Source organism: Streptomyces sp. NPDC002779, assembly GCF_042888685.1.
GTDB lineage: Bacteria > Actinomycetota > Actinomycetes > Streptomycetales > Streptomycetaceae > Streptomyces.
In genome coordinates this window covers 282407-298007 of sequence record NZ_JBIAQC010000008.1, presented here as the reverse complement: position 1 = coordinate 298007, position 15601 = coordinate 282407, and the positions used below count along the sequence as shown (strand labels likewise).

The following is a 15601-nucleotide window of genomic DNA, read 5'->3' as shown; positions in this document are numbered from 1 at the left end:
AGGCGAGTGCCCTCGCGGGCAGCGACCCCAGGACGACGGCCGCACCCGCACCATCACCACGCAGGGCGTGCAGTGGCGCAACCGGCCCGGTACGAGCCCGGCGCGGGGCCGCTGCGTCCCGTTCCCGAGCAGGCGGAGCGGATCGCCGCCGATGCCGAGGAGGTGCCGCTGTTCGTCAATCCACCCATCGACACGTTCCTGCGGGGCGCCGGGGGAGTGGACGCCACCCTGGAGCGGGCCGCCGCCTTCCTCGCCGCGGGCGCCGACCGGATCTTCGTCCCCGGGGCCGTCGACCCGGGAACCGTGAAGCTGCTCGTCGACGGGATCGACGAGCCCCTGAACGTGCCGGCGGGCCCCGGCGCGCCGACCGTGCCCGAGCCGGCCTCGCTCGGCGTGGCGCGCGTCAGCGTCGGCTCGGGAATAGCCCAGGCCGTCCACGCCCTCGTTCCGCGCGCCGCGCGGGAGCTGCCCGGCGCGGGGACCTGCGGGACACTCGCGGGCGGAGCCGACCACGGTGAGCTGGGCTCCCTGCTGGGCAGCGCCCGCTAGCAGGCGTCCCGCATCAGTTCGGCCAGGTCGTGGTCCAGGTCGAGCTGGAGGTGTTCCAGGCCGACCGGGACCAGCTCGCCGGTGGCCTCCAGGAACCGGCGGATCTCACCGCTGCGCACGTGCACGACGGCCGTGCCCTCGGGGGCGTGGAACTCCAGGACCGTGCGGTCGTAGCCGTAGGGCCGGACGCGGACGTCGCCGTGGCCCACGTTCTCGCGCATCCCGTCGGTGAGGAGCTCCCGGCTGAAGGTCCAGCAGACCTCGACGCCCTCCAGCGTGGCCGGGGCCGGGAAGGTCATGCGGACGGCGAACGGGTCGCGCCGGTCGTAGTGCAGCGTGGCGGGGATGCTCGACACCCGCGGGGCGGCGGCGACGAGACGGGCCTCTACGAGCTGCTCGATGACGTAGGACAACGCCTTGCTCCCTTGCGACGGCTGGACGGGGCTCCGGGATGGCCGGGCACTGTAAGAGACGACGGAATCGAGGAATCCGTGCACACCGGGGTCGAGTGACCTCGGTCACCGCCTTTCATGCACTGGAGTGGCGGGGTTCGTCTGTTGGTGTTGTGGAGGCCTTATGTGGCTACTGAGGTGGCCTGGACTGCATGTGGCTACCGAGGCGGTCTGCCGGCATGAGGCTGCCGAGGCGGTCTGGACGGCGCCGTAGGGGTGGACTAGCTTCCCCCGCCATGAGGGCCTTGGGGAACACGCGGCACCGGGGACGCACGTTTCGCACGACGGCCGTGGGGGTGGTGTGCGCGGCGGCGCTGGCCGCGCTGACAGCCGTCCCGGCGCAGGCCCACGCGCCTGCGCAGACGCACGAGGAGGCTTCCTCGCACGGGCAGTCGTCCCTCCGCTGGGCGCTCAAGGACACCGGCAGCCCCACCGTACGGTTCCGCGGGCTCGCGGCCGTCGATCGGGACACCGCCTGGCTGGCCGGGAGTGCCGGTACGGTGCTGCGCACCACGGACGGCGGGGCGAGCTGGCGGAACGTGTCGCCGCCGGGGGCCGGGGAGCTTCAGTTCCGGGACGTCGAGGCGTTCGACGCGCGCCGGGCCGTGGTGCTCGCCATCGGGGAGGGCGAGGCGTCCCGGGTGTACCGCACCGACGACGGCGGGGCGACCTGGACCGAGGCGTTCCGCAACGCCGACCCGCGCGCCTTCTACGACTGCATGGCCTTCTTCGACCGCCGCCACGGCCTCGCGATGAGCGACCCGGTGGAGGGCAAGTTCCGCATCCTGTCCACGGCCGACGGCGGCCGGTCCTGGACGGTCCTGCCCCAGGACGGGATGCCCGGCGCGCTGCCGGGCGAGGCCGGGTTCGCGGCCAGTGGCCAGTGCCTGGTGACGGCCGGGTCCAAGGACGTCTGGCTGGCCACCGGCGGCGCCGCACGCGCGCGTGTGCTGCACTCCGCCGACCGCGGACGGACCTGGACCGCCGCCGACACCCCGATCCCGGCCGGGGACCCCGCCCGGGGCGTCTTCGCCCTCGCCTTCCGCGACCGGGCCCACGGGCTCGCCGTCGGCGGCGACTACCGCCCCGACCAGAGCTCCCCGAGCGCGGCGGCCCGCACCCGGGACGGCGGCGCCGGCTGGCGGCCCGCCGCGGCCCCGGTCAGCGCCTACCGCTCGGGCGTCGCCTGGCTCCCGCACAGCCGCACCGCCGCCCTCGCGATCGGCCCCACCGGCACCGACCTGACCACGGACGGCGGCCGCACCTGGCGGACCGTCGACACCGGCTCGTACGACACCGTCGACTGCACGCCCGACCTCGGCTGCTGGGCGGCCGGCGAGAAGGGACGCGCGGCCCGTCTGGAGAGGTGATCTCGAATGTGGGTACTCGGCCGCCGACCGCGGAAGGAGTGAGCGCACATGCCCAGCGGTTCGAGTCCCAAGCGGGAACGCCAGTACGAGCACATCAAGAAGAGCGCGCAGGAGCGCGGCGAGAGCACCGGGCGGGCCAAGGAGATCGCCGCCCGCACGGTGAACAAGGAACGCGCTCGCTCCGGCGAGTCCAAGACGGCCGGCCGCACCTCGACCCAGGACATGTCGTCCGGCAAGCGGGGCGGCCAGCGGTCCGGCAAGGGCTCCCAGGGCCCCACGTACGACCAGCTGTACGAGGAGGCCAAGCGCCGCAACGTGCACGGCCGTTCGGACATGAACAAGAGCCAGCTCAAGCGCGCCCTGGGTGACAAGAGCTGACCGAGGGGGCCGTACGCTCGTCGGCATCATGACGACCGTACGCATCCCCGCGGGCTGGCCCGCCACCGAGGAAGAGGCCCGTGCCGTCCAGGACGAGCTGCGCGCACGCGTGGTGCTGGACGAGCCGGGCCCGCCGCCCGGCACCGGGCACGTCACCGGCGTCGACGTGGCCTACGACGACGAGCGGGACGTCGTGGCGGCGGCGGCCGTCGTCCTGAACGCGGCGACCCTGGAGGTCGTCGCGGAGGCGACCGCCGTCGGCCGGATCTCCTTCCCGTACGTGCCGGGCCTGCTGGCCTTCCGGGAGATCCCCACGGTCCTGGCCGCCCTCGACGCGCTCTCCTGCGACCCCGGCCTGGTGGTCTGCGACGGCTACGGCCTCGCCCACCCCCGCCGCTTCGGCCTCGCCAGCCACCTCGGCGTCCTCACCGGCCTGCCCACCATCGGCGTCGCCAAGAACCCCTTCACCTTCTCCTACGACGAGCCGGACGCGCCCCGAGGATCCTCGTCCCCCCTGCTCGCGGGCCCGGAGGAGGTCGGCCGTGCCCTGCGCACCCGGGAGTCCGTGAAACCCGTCTTCGTCTCCACCGGCCACCGCGTCGCCCTCGCCACGGCCTGCGCCCACACCCTCGCCCTCACCCCGGCCTACCGCCTCCCGGAAACCACCCGCACAGCAGACGCCCTCTGCCGCCGGACCCTGCGCGAGGCGACGACACCGGACGAGCAACTCGCCGCACGCACGCGTGCCGACAAGACCCGTTCCTGAGGGCGCACTCTCTTCGAGTCCCAGCGCAACCCGGTGCCCTGGGCGGGCTTTTCGGACGGGTGCGGGGAGCCGGGACCGGGGCCGAGGGCCAGCTGGTGTTCCGGCTCGCGGAGCAGGTGGCCAAGGTCGCCCACAACGCGGCGGGTCCGCCGCCGTACTTCGACCATCATGCGGGCTGGGACATCGGCCCGCTCGCCTGCCGGATCGCGGCCGCCTCCCCCGACCCCGCTCTCCGGGCCCGCCTCGAAGCCGCGCTGGGGGACCGGCCCCCGGCGGACCACGTCGACCGAGCACCCGGGATCTGAGTACGTCGTCTGAGTACCCGTACGGATGTCCGCGCCCCGCCCGGTCGGCAGGCTGGGCGCATGACTTCGCACCGTGTGGCCTCGCACCGCATGACCTCTCAGCGGGGGGCTTCCCGGCGTACCGCCTCCAGGCGTTCGCCGAAGCCCCTCGCCGATCCCGAGCGGCCCGTCGAGCGGGCCGTGACGGTCGTGCTCGTGCTCGCGGTGCTGGCGGGGCTCGGGTGGATCTGCGGGATGATCTACACCGTGGCCCAGTGGCCCCTGTAGGGGCTAGCGGCTCGCGGCCACCCGGAAGACGATTCCGGCGCGTCGGAGCCGTTCGGTCAGTGCGTCGCCCATGGCGGTGACCGTGGTGACCTGCCCGGCGGTCGGTGGCAGTTCGTCGAAGGCGAGGCAGAGCGCCGACTCGGCGAGCATCTTCGCCGTCTCGTCGTAGCCGGGGTCCCCGCCCGAGACCTCGGTGAAGACCCGGCGGCCACCGCCCTGTCCGACGAACCGCACCGAGAACCAGCTCTTCGCCCGCTTCTCAGGGCTCGGCCCGTCCCCCGGCCTGAGCCGGTCCGACAGCCACCGGCGCGCGGGCGGCAGCTGGGCGGCGGCGGCCAGGCCGCCCACGCCCACCACACCGGCCACGGCGACGGGCAGATGCCGTACTGCCGCGTAGTGCCGGTAGCGGAAGTCGGGCCCGTAGCGGTCCAGGGCCTTCGCGGAGCGGCGGACGATCTGCGGGTCGATGGTCGGCAGCGGCAGCGCCCAGGCGCCCACCTCCCCGGCGAACCGGGGCAGGCCCGTGGGGGCGAGGGCCCGGCGGCCCACCAGGCGCGGCTCGTGCCGGTGCCGGTCCCGTGCCGCGGCGATCATCTGGCGCCCCCGCGCGAACTGCCCCAGCGCCGAGGCGAACGTCCCGCCCGAGAACATGGCGTCCGCGGTGACGAACCCGTCCACCGTCAGCGGCACCCCCTCCGGCAGCTGCCGGACCGTGAACCAGGCGCCCAGATCGTGCGGGACGGAGTCGAACCCGGCCGCGTGCACGAGCCGGGCGCCCGTCTCACGCGCGCGTGCGTCGTGCCGCACGTACATCAGGTCCACGAACTCCGGCTCACCGCACAGGTCGAGGTAGTCCGTGCCGCTGTCCGCGCAGGCGGCGACGAGCTCCTCGCCGTACCGCACATAGGGGCCCACCGTGGTGGCCACCACGCGTGCGTGCCGGGCGAGTTCCCGCACCGACCCGGGATCCGCCACGTCCGCGCGCAGTACACCAACCTGCTCGCCCCCGGGCAGCCGCTCCCGCAGCCGTTCCAGCTTCGTCGCGTCACGGCCCGCCACCGCCCAGCGCAGCCCCTCGGGCGCGTGCGCCGCCAGGTACTCCGCGGTGAGCGCCCCGGCGAAGCCGGTGGCCCCGAAGAGCACGATGTCGTAGGGGCGGTCCGCCTCGTTCAGCCTGCTCATGACACCTCTCGGTCCCTCACCACGCGCCGTTGTCGGTGGCCGAGGCTAGCGTGAGGTGTGCGGAGCCCGGCGAGGAGCCCGGGAAGCAGCGGACGGCCGTGGACCGGAACGCCCCGAAGAAGGGGGAGAAAGTACGCCAGTTCGCCCTCGTCGCGCCCGGCGCCGCCGCCACCGGATACCGTTCACTAAGCGCTTGCTCGCCCACCTCTTGTGCTCGCCGGGGCAAGTTCCTAACATCCTTGGTGTTACATCATTACTGTCACACCTACCCTGGGGACCGGATGGCAATGACGCCAGGACACGGCCCGCTCACCGGCGTACGCGTCGTGGAGCTGGCCGGCATCGGGCCCGGCCCGTTCGCCGCGATGCTCCTCGCCGACCTCGGGGCCGACGTCGTGCGCGTGGACCGCCCCGGCGGCCCGGCACTCGCGATCGATCCCGCGTACGACGTCACCAACCGCAACAAGCGCTCGGTGATCGTCGACCTGAAGGCCCCCGACGGCCCCGCGCGCGTGCTCGGCCTCGCCGCCCGCGCGGACGTCCTGATCGAGGGCTACCGCCCCGGAGTCGCCGAACGGCTCGGCGTGGGCCCCGACCCCTGCCGGGCCCGCAACCCCCGGCTCGTCTACGGCCGGATGACCGGCTGGGGCCAGGACGGCCCGCTCGCCCAGCGCGCCGGGCACGACATCGCGTACATCGCCCGCACCGGCACCCTCGGCATGATCGGCGCCCCCGGGGAGCCCCCGCCCGCCCCGGCCAACCTCCTCGGTGACTACGCGGGCGGCTCCCTGTACCTCGTCGTCGGCGTCCTCGCCGCCCTGCACCACGCCCGCGCCACCGGCACCGGCCAGGTCGTGGACGCGGCGATCGTGGACGGCACCGCCCACCTCTCCGCGATGATCCACGGCATGCTCGCCGCCGGCGGCTGGCAGGACCGCCGCGCCGCCAACCTCCTGGACGGGGGCTGCCCGTACTACGGCACCTACGAGACGGCCGACGGCGCGTACATGGCGGTCGGCGCCCTGGAGCCGCAGTTCTACGACACCTTCCTGGACCTGCTCGGCCTCGAGGGGTACGCCGACGCCCGCCGGGACTGGACCCGCTGGGGCGACCTGCGCACGGCGGTCACCGCCCGCTTCAGGACCCGCACCCGGGCCGAGTGGACGGACGTCTTCGCCGGCTCCGACGCCTGCGTGGCGCCCGTCCTGTCGCTGACCGAGGCCCCGCACGACCCGCATCTGGCCGCCCGCGGCACCTTCACCGACCACGGCGGCATCACCCAGCCCGCGCCCGCGCCCCGTTTCTCCGCCACCCCCACCGCCGTGCGCTCCGGGCCCGCCCGGCCGGGCGCCGACACCGCGGACGTGGCGCGCGACTGGGACGTACCCGATCTGACGAAGGGCCTCGAATGAAGCGGCGGATCTTCTCCGACGAGCACGACGCGTTCCGCGAGACCGTGCGCAGCTTCCTCGCCAAGGAGGTGCTGCCCTTCTACGACCAGTGGGAGAAGGACGGCATCACCTCCCGCGACGCCTGGCGCGCGGCCGGCAAGCAGGGCCTGCTCGGCCTCGCCGTACCCGAGGAGTACGGGGGCGGCGGCACCGCCGACTTCCGCTACAGCGCCGTCATGGCCGAGGAGTTCACCCGCTCGGGCACTCCCGGGCTGGCGCTCGGACTGCACAACGACATCATCGGCCCGTATCTGACCGAGCTCGCCACCGAGGAGCAGAAACGCCGCTGGCTGCCCGGCTTCTGCGACGGCTCGCTGATCACGGCCATCGCCATGACCGAGCCGGGCGCGGGCTCCGACCTCCAGGGCATCCGGACGCACGCCGAGGACCGCGGCGACCACTGGCTGCTCAACGGCTCCAAGACGTTCATCTCCAACGGCATCCTCGCCGACCTGGTGATCGTGGTGGCGAAGACCACCCCGGAGGGCGGCGCGCACGGGCTGTCCCTGCTGGTCGTCGAACGCGGCGCGGAGGGCTTCGAGCGCGGCCGCAACCTCGACAAGATCGGCCAGAAGGCGCAGGACACGGCCGAGTTGTTCTTCGACGACGTGCGCGTGCCCAAGGAGAACCTCCTCGGCGAGCTCAACGGCGCCTTCGTGCACCTGATGACCAACCTCGCCCAGGAGCGCCTGAGCATCGCGGTCGCCGCCATCGCGGGCGCGGAGCACCTGCTGGAGATCACCACCCGGTACGTCAAGGAGCGCGAGGCCTTCGGCCGGCCGCTGGCCACCAAGCAGCACATCCGGTTCGAGATCGCGGAGATGGCCACCGAGTGCGCCGTCACCCGCACCTTCCTCGACCGCTGCGTCGAGGAGCACGCGGACGGCGCACTGGACGCCGTCGACGCCTCCATGGCCAAGTGGTGGGCGACCGAACTGCAGAAGCGCGTCGCCGACCGCTGTCTGCAACTGCACGGCGGCTACGGCTACATGAGCGAATACCCCGTGGCCCGGGCCTTCACCGACGGACGTATCCAGACCATCTACGGCGGGACGACCGAGATCATGAAGGAGATCATCGGCCGCTCCCTGCTCGGCTGACGCACAGTCGCCCGGCCGACCCTCACCGAAAGGCTTCCTCGTGAGCACCGAAGCGTACGTGTACGACGCGATCCGCACCCCGCGCGGGCGCGGCAAGGCGAACGGCGCCCTGCACGGCACCAAGCCCATCGACCTGGTCGTCGGACTCATCCACGAGATCCGCGACCGCTTCCCCGGCCTGGACCCGGCCGCGATCGACGACATCGTGCTGGGCGTCGTCGGCCCGGTCGGCGACCAAGGCTCCGACATCGCCCGGATCGCCGCCGTCGCCGCGGGCCTGCCGGACACGGTGGCCGGCGTCCAGGAGAACCGCTTCTGTGCGTCGGGCCTGGAGGCGGTCAACATGGCCGCCATGAAGGTCCGTTCGGGCTGGGAGGACCTGGTCCTGGCGGGCGGTGTGGAGTCCATGTCCCGGGTGCCGATGGGCAGCGACGGCGGCGCCTGGTTCAACGACCCGATGACCAACCTGGCCGTCGACTTCGTGCCGCAGGGCATCGGCGCCGACCTGATCGCCACCATCGAGGGCTTCTCCCGGCGGGACGTCGACGAGTACGCCGCCCTCTCCCAGGAGCGCGCGGCCACCGCCTGGAAGGAGGCCCGCTTCGAGCGGTCGGTCGTCCCGGTGAAGGACCGCAGCGGCCTGGTCGTCCTCGACCACGACGAGCACCTGCGCCCCGGCACCACCGCCGACTCCCTGGCGAAGCTGAAGCCGTCCTTCGCGGACATCGGCGACCTGGGCGGCTTCGACGCCGTGGCGCTGCAGAAATACCACTGGGTCGAGAAGATCGACCACGTCCACCACGCGGGCAACTCCTCCGGCATCGTCGACGGCGCCGCGCTCGTCGCCATCGGCTCCCGGGAGGTCGGCGAGCGGTACGGACTCGCCCCGCGCGCGCGGATCGTCTCCGCGGCCGTCTCCGGCTCCGAGCCCACGATCATGCTCACCGGCCCGGCCCCGGCCACCCGCAAGGCGCTGGCGAAGGCCGGGCTGACCATCGACGACATCGATCTGGTCGAGATCAACGAGGCGTTCGCGGCGGTCGTCCTGCGCTTCGTCAAGGACATGGGCCTGTCCCTGGACAAGGTCAACGTCAACGGCGGCGCGATCGCCCTCGGCCACCCGCTCGGCGCCACCGGCGCGATGATCCTCGGCACCCTCGTCGACGAACTGGAGCGCCAGGACAAGCGCTACGGCCTCGCCACCCTCTGCGTCGGCGGCGGCATGGGCATCGCCACCGTCGTCGAACGCGTCTGAACTCCCCAGCGGCCACACGAGACTTCTACGGAGACCCCCTCATGACCACCACCATCCGCTGGGAACAGGACCGCACCGGTGTCGTCACCCTCGTCCTCGACGACCCCGACCAGTCCGCCAACACCATGAACCAGGCCTTCCGCGGCTCCCTCGCCCAGGTCACCGACCGGCTGGAGGCCGAGCAGGACACCATCCGCGGTGTCATCATCACCTCCGCCAAGAAGACCTTCTTCGCCGGCGGCGACCTGCGCGACCTGATCCGGGTCACCCCCGACACGGCCCAGGAGCTGTTCGACGGCGGCCTGGCGATCAAGCGGAACCTGCGCCGCATCGAGACCCTCGGCAAGCCGGTCGTCGCCGCCCTCAACGGCGCAGCCCTCGGCGGCGGTTACGAGATCGCCCTGGCCTGCCACCACCGCATCGCCCTGGACGCGCCCGGCTCGAAGATCGGCTGCCCCGAGGTCACCCTCGGCCTGCTCCCGGGCGGCGGCGGCGTGGTCCGCACCGTCCGCCTGCTGGGCATCGCCGACGCCCTGCTGAAGGTCCTCCTCCAGGGCACCCAGTACGACCCGCGGCGCGCTTGCGACAACGGCCTGGTCGACGACGTGGCCGCCACCCACGAGGACATGCTCGCCAAGGCCCGCGCCTTCATCGAGGCCAACCCCGAGTCCCGGCAGCCCTGGGACCGGCCCGGCTACCGCATCCCCGGCGGCACCCCCGCGAACCCCAAGTTCGCCGCCAACCTGCCCGCCTTCCCGGCCGGTCTGCGCAAGCAGACGGGCGGCGCCCCCTACCCGGCCCCGCGCAACATCCTCGCGGCGGCGGTGGAGGGCGCCCAGGTCGACTTCGAGACCGCGCAGGTCATCGAGGCGCGCTACTTCGTCGAACTGGCCGCGGGACAGACCTCGAAGAACATGATCCAGGCGTTCTTCTTCGACCTCCAGGCCGTCAACTCCGGCGCGAACCGCCCCAAGGGCGTCGAGGCGCGCCAGGTCCGCAAGGTCGCCGTCCTCGGGGCCGGGATGATGGGCGCGGGCATCGCGTACTCCTGCGCCCGCGCGGGCATCGACGTCGTCCTCAAGGACGTGGCCCTGGAAGCCGCCGTCAAGGGCAAGGGCTACTCCGAGAAGCTCTGCGCGAAGGCCGTGAGCCGGGGCCGTACGACCCAGGAGAAGGCGGACGCGCTGCTGGCCCGCATCACGCCGACGGCCGACCCGCAGGACGTGGCGGGCTGCGACGCGGTGATCGAGGCGGTCTTCGAGAACCCGGAGCTGAAGCACAAGGTCTTCCAGGAGATCCAGCACCTCGTCGAGCCGGACGCGCTGCTGTGCTCCAACACCTCCACGCTGCCGATCACCGCCCTCGCCGAAGGCGTGGAGCGGCAGTCGGACTTCATCGGACTGCACTTCTTCTCGCCGGTCGACAAGATGCCGCTGGTCGAGATCATCAAGGGGGAGCGGACCGGTGAGGAGGCGCTGGCCAGGGCCTTCGACCTGGTGCGCCAGATCAACAAGACCCCGATCGTGGTCAACGACTCGCGCGGCTTCTTCACCTCCCGGGTCATCGGCCACTTCATCAACGAGGGCGTCGCGATGGTGGGCGAGGGCATCGAGCCGGCCTCCGTCGAACAGGCGGCGGCCCAGGCGGGCTACCCGGCCAAGGTCCTCTCCCTGATGGACGAACTGACGCTCACGCTCCCGCGCAAGATCCGCAACGAGTCCAAGCGGGCCGTGGAAGAGGCGGGCGGCACCTGGCCGACGCACCCCGCGGAGGCCGTGATCGACCGGATGGTCGACGAGTTCGGCAGGCCGGGCCGCAGCGGCGGAGCGGGCTTCTACGACTACGACGAGACCGGCAAGCGGGTGGGGATCTGGCCCGGCCTGCGCGAACACTTCACCCGCGAGGGCGCCCAGATCCCGTTCAGGGACATGCAGGAACGCATGCTCTTCTCGGAGGCCCTGGACACCGTCCGCCTCCTGGAGGAGGGCGTCCTGACCTCGGTCGCCGACGCCAACATCGGCTCGATCTTCGGCATCGGCTTCCCCGGCTGGACGGGCGGCGTCCTGCAGTACATCAACGGCTACGAGGGCGGCCTGCCCGGCTTCGTGGCACGCGCGCGTGAGCTGGCGGACCGCTACGGGGACCGTTTCCTGCCGCCGGCGCTGCTGGTGGAGAAGGCGGAGCAGGGGGAGCGGTTCACGGACGCGTGACGCACCCCGCGGCTCAGGCGGACCCGTCCGTCTCCGACGGGTCCGCCGCCTTGACCCACTCCCGCAGCTCCTCCTTCAGCGACCGCTGGAAGGAGGTCAACAGCGCCTGTACCACCAGCGGTTGCATATCGGACGAGAGCGACTTCACGTCCTGGGCCGCACGCTCGGAGACCTCGCCGCGGAACAGCTGTGACAGCTCGTGCGCGGCGGCCCGGGAGTGGTCGATCAGCACCTTCCGCGCGGCCAGGATCGCGTCCTGCGACAGCGGCATGTCGAGCAGCCGCACCCCGAGCCGCAGCAGCCCGACGTCCACCCGGAACCTCTCCCCGTCGGCCCCGACGACGCCCATCGCGGCCAGCCGCCGCACGTCCTCGTCGGCCAGCTCCCGCCCCGCCCGCCGCTCCAGCTCCGCGCGCGTCACCGTCTCCACGGCGTCCGGGGCCCAGGAGGCCACCACGGCCCGGTGGATGGCGAGATCGTCGGGGCTCAGCCCCGGCGGCAGGCGCTGCATGTACCGCTCGATCGCCGCCAGCGTCATCCCCTGCTGCTGAAGCTCCTCGATCAGCGCCAGCCGCGCCACATGCTCCGGCCCGTAGTGCCCCACCCGACGCGGACCGATCACCGGCGGCGGCAGCAGCCCCTTGGTGCCGTAGAACCGCACGGTACGCACCGTGACGCCCGCCCGCGCGGCCAGCTCGTCGATGGTGAGGGTGGGGTCCTCGGCGTCGGTCTTCATGTGCAGCAGTATCGCTGTCTCACCACTGCTGTGACACCTGCCCGGGCGCACGGTGCCGATCACGGGGAGTTCCCCGGGACGTCATGTGCGGATCATGTGAGATGTACCGCTCTGTGAACTCCGCCACCGCGTGAGCCGCCGCCCATGAGGGAAAGTGGCGCCTTGGTCTGTGCTCTTACCGAGGGCGCGGGCCAAACGTACGTCCGGCACACCCGAGCGCGATCCGCTCGGGCGCACCAGAGAGTGGTACCCCCGTGAGCAAGGACGCCGTGGACACGGCACAGGCCGCACCCCCCACCCTGGCGGCCCAGGCGCCCGCGGATGCGGGCGACGCCGGTTACAGCAAGGACCTCAAGGCCCGCCACGTCAACATGATCGCCATCGGTGGAGCGATCGGCACCGGACTCTTCCTGGGCGCCGGAGGACGCCTCCACAACGCCGGACCGGCGCTGGCCATCGCCTACCTGGTCTGCGGGATCTTCGCCTTCTTCGTCGTACGGGCCCTCGGTGAGCTGGTCCTGTACCGGCCCTCCTCCGGTTCCTTCGTCTCGTACGCGCGCGAGTTCCTCGGTGAGAAGGGCGCCTACGTCGCGGGCTGGATGTACTTCCTGAACTGGTCCACGACCGGTATCGCCGACATCACCGCCATCGCGCTCTACACGCACTACTGGAGCGCCTTCACCGACATCCCGCAGTGGGTGCTCGCCCTGATCGCCCTCGCGGTGGTGCTGGCGGTGAACCTGATCTCGGTGAAGATCTTCGGCGAGCTGGAGTTCTGGTTCGCGATCATCAAGGTCGCCACGCTGGTGGCGTTCATGTTCGTCGGCATCTTCCTGCTGGCCACCCAGCACGAGGTGGGCGGCACCACGCCCGGCCTGAGCGTGATCACCGACCACGGCGGTGTCCTCCCGCACGGCCTGATGCCGGTCGTCCTGGTCATGCAGGGCGTGATCTTCGCCTACGCCGCCCTGGAACTGGTCGGCGTCGCCGCCGGCGAGACCGCCGAGCCGGAGAAGGTCGTCCCGCGCGCGGTGAACTCGATCATGTGGCGGGTGGGCCTGTTCTACGTCGGCTCGGTCGTCCTGCTCGCCCTGCTGCTGCCCGGTTCGGTTTACTCCGCCGACGAGAGCCCCTTCGTCACCGTGCTGTCGAAGATCGGCGTCGAGGGCGCCGGAGACGTGATGAACCTGGTGGTCCTCACCGCCGCGATGTCCTCGCTCAACTCCGGCCTGTACTCCACCGGCCGCATCCTGCGCTCGATGGCCATGGCGGGCTCCGCGCCCAAGTTCACCGCCCGCATGAACCGCAGCCAGGTGCCCTACGGCGGCATCCTGCTGACCTGCGCGGTGTGTGTGCTCGGCGTCGGCCTGAACTTCCTGATGCCGAGCCAGGCCTTCGAGATCGTGCTGAACGTCGCCTCCCTCGGAATCATCAGCACCTGGGTGATCATCATGATCTGCCACCTGGTGTTCGTGCGCCGCGCCAAGGCCGGCCTGGTCGCCCGCCCCTCCTTCCGGCTCCCCGGCAGCCCGGTCACGGAGATCGTCACGATCGCCTTCCTGCTCGCCGTGCTCGGCCTGATGTGGAACGACCCCGAGGTCGGCCGCAAGACCCTGCTGCTCATCCCGTTGATCGCCGCGATGCTGGTGACCGGCTGGTTCGGCATCCGCCGCCGGGTGGCGAAGACCCAGGAACAGGAGTTGGCCGCGCTCACCGAGTAGCGCCTACGGCGGCGTCACGTCGGAGATCGTCCAGTTCCGGGGTGACGCCCCCGTACCGTCGGCGAAGGGAAGAGGGCACAAGACGTACCGCGCCTGGCACCGGGACCGCGCCGCGAACGACTTCGGCCTGGGCGCCGCCCAGTTCGTCCAGGTCGAGCCGTGCCTCTGGGTGGCCAACCTGATCGGCCGGCGCGTGATCACCGAGCGGCTGGGGCGCCGGGGCATACCCGTCACCGTCTACGACCACGGGGACGGGCAGCGCTGAGCCGTGCGCTCGCGGAGGCCGAGCCGGTGGGAGCCGTTCACCCCTCGACCGGCGTCGAGGGGTGAACGGCTCCCGGGTGACCGGGGAACCGGTCAGTGCTCGTGCACGTCGCCCGTCGCCGCGATCTTCTGCCACGACTTGGGCTGCGCCGGAGCCGACGCCTCCCGCGCGATGGACGCCGCACGCGCCGCGGGCGCGGCCGGCTTCGACGGCTGGTACAGCCAGGTGTCGAAGAACGCCGCCAGCGGCTGCCCGGACACCTGCTCGGCGTACGCCCGGAAGTCGGCCACGGACGCGTTCCCGTGGGCGTACTTCGCCGTCCAGCCCTTGAGGATCGCGAAGAAGTCCTCGTCCCCGATCTCGTTGCGCAGCGCCTGGAGCGCCAGCGCGCCCCGGTCGTAGACGGCGATGTGGAACTGGTTGTCCGGCCCCGGGTCACCCGGCCGCACCGTCCAGAAGGGATCGTCGGCCGCGCGCGTGGCGTACACGTAGTCGGCGATCTCCTGCGCCGTGCCCTCGCCCTCGTGCTCGGACCACAGCCACTCGGAGTAGCGAGCGAAGCCCTCGTTGATCCAGATGTCCTTCCACCCGGCGACCGACACGGAGTTGCCGTACCACTGGTGCGCCAGCTCGTGGACGACCAGATAGGTGTTGGTCCCGTTCGCGAACCGGACCGGACTGTAGAAGGGCCGGGTCTGCGTCTCCAGCGCGTACCGGGTGCTGGTGTTGGGCACATAGCCGCCGAGCGCGTTGAAGGGATACGGCCCGAAGTACTCGCTCAGCCAGTCGGCGATCTCCCCGGTCCGCTCGATGCTGGCGCGGGCCGCTCCGTCGTTGTCGCCCAGGTCCTTGCTGTAGGCGTTGACGACCGGGATCCCGCTCTCGGTCCGGCCGGTGGTGATGTCGAACCTGCCGACCGCGAGCGTGGCGAGGTACGTCGCCTGCGGCTTGTTGGAACGCCAGTTCCAGCGGGTCCAGCCGAGGCGTGAACTCGTCGACTGCAGCGTGCCGTTGGAGATGGCCTGGGTGCCGTCCGGGACCTGCACCGAGACGTCGTAGGTGGCCTTGTCGAGCGGATGGTCGTTGCTCGGGAACCACCACCAGGCCGCCTCGGGCTCGTTGGCGGCGACCCCGCCGTCCGCGGTGCGGTGCCAGCTGGTGAACCCGTACGCCTGCTCGCTGGACGGCACCCCGCTGTAGCGGACCACGACGGTCAGGGGCGAGCCCTTGGCCAGCGGGTTCTTCGGGGTGACCTCCAGCTCGTGCTCGCCGGAGGTGGTGAACGACGCCTTCGCGCCATTGACCCGCACCTCGCCGACGTCCAGCAGGAAGTCCAGGTTGAACCGCGACAGGTCCTGCGTGGTGCGGGCCAGCAGGGTCGCGGTGCCCTCCAGGCGGTCGGTCGCGGGCTCGTACTTCAGGCGCAGGTCGTAGTGCGAGACGTCGTATCCGCCGTTGCCGTAGGCCGGGTAGTAGGGGTCGCCGATGCCCGGGGCGCCGGGGGCGGAACTCGCGGCCGATGCCGGGATCGCCAGCAGTACGGAGGCCGCCGCGAGTGCGCCCGGCGCGAAGAATCTGCGGTGCACGAAAGCTC

The 15601-nt window shown here is 72.1% G+C and carries 15 protein-coding genes and 1 pseudogene; 12 read left to right on the top strand and 4 right to left on the bottom strand.

Annotation, left to right across the window (positions count from 1 at the left end; genetic code table 11):
• Positions 1 to 99 precede the first annotated feature (99 nt).
• A pseudogene (locus ACFYW5_RS24070) lies at positions 100 to 549 on the top strand (isocitrate lyase/phosphoenolpyruvate mutase family protein); the annotation flags it as partial.
• Here ACFYW5_RS24070 and ACFYW5_RS24065 read toward each other — a convergent pair.
• Positions 546 to 962, bottom strand: a complete 417-nt coding sequence (locus ACFYW5_RS24065; protein ID WP_389419122.1) for an SsgA family sporulation/cell division regulator — start codon at positions 960 to 962, stop codon at positions 546 to 548. The pseudogene ACFYW5_RS24070 and the gene ACFYW5_RS24065 sit on opposite strands and share 4 nt — an antisense overlap.
• Before the next feature lie 275 nt (positions 963 to 1237).
• Between ACFYW5_RS24065 and ACFYW5_RS24060 the strand changes: the two genes are divergently transcribed.
• The 5 genes from ACFYW5_RS24060 to mmpA all read left to right on the top strand — a co-directional run bounded on the left by ACFYW5_RS24060 (position 1238) and on the right by mmpA (position 4087).
• Positions 1238 to 2371: a WD40/YVTN/BNR-like repeat-containing protein gene (locus ACFYW5_RS24060; protein ID WP_389419121.1), complete on the top strand. Its 1134-nt coding sequence runs from the start codon at positions 1238 to 1240 to the stop codon at positions 2369 to 2371.
• Positions 2372 to 2419: 48 nt separating this feature from the next.
• On the top strand, positions 2420 to 2749 hold the full coding sequence (locus ACFYW5_RS24055) for a plasmid stabilization protein (RefSeq protein ID WP_389419120.1): 330 nt from the start codon (positions 2420 to 2422) through the stop codon (positions 2747 to 2749).
• 28 nt (positions 2750 to 2777) lie between these two features.
• A complete protein-coding gene (locus ACFYW5_RS24050) occupies positions 2778 to 3515 on the top strand; it encodes an endonuclease V (RefSeq protein WP_389419119.1) in 738 nt (245 codons plus the stop codon).
• Positions 3516 to 3610: 95 nt separating this feature from the next.
• Positions 3611 to 3820 carry a hypothetical protein gene (locus ACFYW5_RS24045; RefSeq protein ID WP_389419118.1) on the top strand — a complete coding sequence of 70 codons (210 nt, stop codon included), beginning with the start codon at positions 3611 to 3613 and terminating at the stop codon, positions 3818 to 3820.
• 90 nt (positions 3821 to 3910) lie between these two features.
• Complete coding sequence (gene mmpA, locus ACFYW5_RS24040) at positions 3911 to 4087, top strand: morphogenic membrane protein MmpA (protein ID WP_389419223.1); 177 nt, start codon at positions 3911 to 3913, stop codon at positions 4085 to 4087.
• A 3-nt stretch (positions 4088 to 4090) separates the two neighbouring features.
• On the opposite strand, the gene ACFYW5_RS24035 is transcribed toward mmpA, so the two are convergent.
• Positions 4091 to 5269, bottom strand: coding sequence for a saccharopine dehydrogenase family protein (locus ACFYW5_RS24035; protein ID WP_389419117.1), 1179 nt, complete (start codon positions 5267 to 5269; stop codon positions 4091 to 4093).
• Positions 5270 to 5550: 281 nt separating this feature from the next.
• On the opposite strand from ACFYW5_RS24035, the gene ACFYW5_RS24030 reads away from it, so the two are divergent.
• From ACFYW5_RS24030 to ACFYW5_RS24015, 4 genes are read left to right on the top strand one after another with little or no spacing between them, the layout of a single operon-like run.
• Positions 5551 to 6681 (top strand): CaiB/BaiF CoA transferase family protein, encoded by a 1131-nt coding sequence (locus ACFYW5_RS24030; RefSeq protein WP_389419116.1) that lies wholly within the window; start codon positions 5551 to 5553, stop codon positions 6679 to 6681.
• Complete coding sequence (locus tag ACFYW5_RS24025) at positions 6678 to 7820, top strand: acyl-CoA dehydrogenase family protein (protein WP_389419115.1); 1143 nt, start codon at positions 6678 to 6680, stop codon at positions 7818 to 7820. Before ACFYW5_RS24030 ends, ACFYW5_RS24025 begins: the two co-directional genes overlap by 4 nt.
• A gap of 40 nt (positions 7821 to 7860) precedes the next feature.
• A complete protein-coding gene (locus tag ACFYW5_RS24020) occupies positions 7861 to 9075 on the top strand; it encodes an acetyl-CoA C-acetyltransferase (RefSeq protein ID WP_389419114.1) in 1215 nt (404 codons plus the stop codon).
• Positions 9076 to 9116: 41 nt separating this feature from the next.
• Positions 9117 to 11285: a 3-hydroxyacyl-CoA dehydrogenase NAD-binding domain-containing protein gene (locus tag ACFYW5_RS24015; protein ID WP_389419113.1), complete on the top strand. Its 2169-nt coding sequence runs from the start codon at positions 9117 to 9119 to the stop codon at positions 11283 to 11285.
• Between the two features lie 13 nt (positions 11286 to 11298).
• On the opposite strand, the gene ACFYW5_RS24010 is transcribed toward ACFYW5_RS24015, so the two are convergent.
• Positions 11299 to 12021, bottom strand: coding sequence for a MerR family transcriptional regulator (locus tag ACFYW5_RS24010; protein ID WP_389419112.1), 723 nt, complete (start codon positions 12019 to 12021; stop codon positions 11299 to 11301).
• A 254-nt stretch (positions 12022 to 12275) separates the two neighbouring features.
• Here ACFYW5_RS24010 and ACFYW5_RS24005 point away from each other — a divergent pair, with 254 nt between their 5' ends.
• Positions 12276 to 13742: an amino acid permease gene (locus ACFYW5_RS24005; RefSeq protein ID WP_389419111.1), complete on the top strand. Its 1467-nt coding sequence runs from the start codon at positions 12276 to 12278 to the stop codon at positions 13740 to 13742.
• 25 nt (positions 13743 to 13767) lie between these two features.
• A complete protein-coding gene (locus ACFYW5_RS24000; protein ID WP_389419222.1) occupies positions 13768 to 14007 on the top strand; it encodes a hypothetical protein in 240 nt (79 codons plus the stop codon).
• Positions 14008 to 14099: 92 nt separating this feature from the next.
• Here ACFYW5_RS24000 and ACFYW5_RS23995 read toward each other — a convergent pair whose 3' ends face one another.
• Positions 14100 to 15593 carry a M1 family metallopeptidase gene (locus ACFYW5_RS23995; RefSeq protein WP_389419110.1) on the bottom strand — a complete coding sequence of 498 codons (1494 nt, stop codon included), beginning with the start codon at positions 15591 to 15593 and terminating at the stop codon, positions 14100 to 14102.
• Positions 15594 to 15601 lie beyond the last annotated feature (8 nt).

Excerpts from the sequence above, each read along its gene's own strand:
- ACFYW5_RS24060 (WP_389419121.1), top strand. The coding sequence starts at position 1,238 with ATGAGGGCCTTGGGGAACACGCGGCACCGGGGACGCACGTTTCGCACG.
- ACFYW5_RS24055 (WP_389419120.1), top strand. The coding sequence starts at position 2,420 with ATGCCCAGCGGTTCGAGTCCCAAGCGGGAACGCCAGTACGAGCACATC.
- ACFYW5_RS24050 (WP_389419119.1), top strand. The coding sequence starts at position 2,778 with ATGACGACCGTACGCATCCCCGCGGGCTGGCCCGCCACCGAGGAAGAG.
- mmpA (WP_389419223.1), top strand. The coding sequence starts at position 3,911 with ATGACCTCTCAGCGGGGGGCTTCCCGGCGTACCGCCTCCAGGCGTTCG.
- ACFYW5_RS24035 (WP_389419117.1), bottom strand. The coding sequence starts at position 5,269 with ATGAGCAGGCTGAACGAGGCGGACCGCCCCTACGACATCGTGCTCTTC.
- ACFYW5_RS24030 (WP_389419116.1), top strand. The coding sequence starts at position 5,551 with ATGGCAATGACGCCAGGACACGGCCCGCTCACCGGCGTACGCGTCGTG.
- ACFYW5_RS24025 (WP_389419115.1), top strand. The coding sequence starts at position 6,678 with ATGAAGCGGCGGATCTTCTCCGACGAGCACGACGCGTTCCGCGAGACC.
- ACFYW5_RS24015 (WP_389419113.1), top strand. The coding sequence starts at position 9,117 with ATGACCACCACCATCCGCTGGGAACAGGACCGCACCGGTGTCGTCACC.
- ACFYW5_RS24010 (WP_389419112.1), bottom strand. The coding sequence starts at position 12,021 with ATGAAGACCGACGCCGAGGACCCCACCCTCACCATCGACGAGCTGGCC.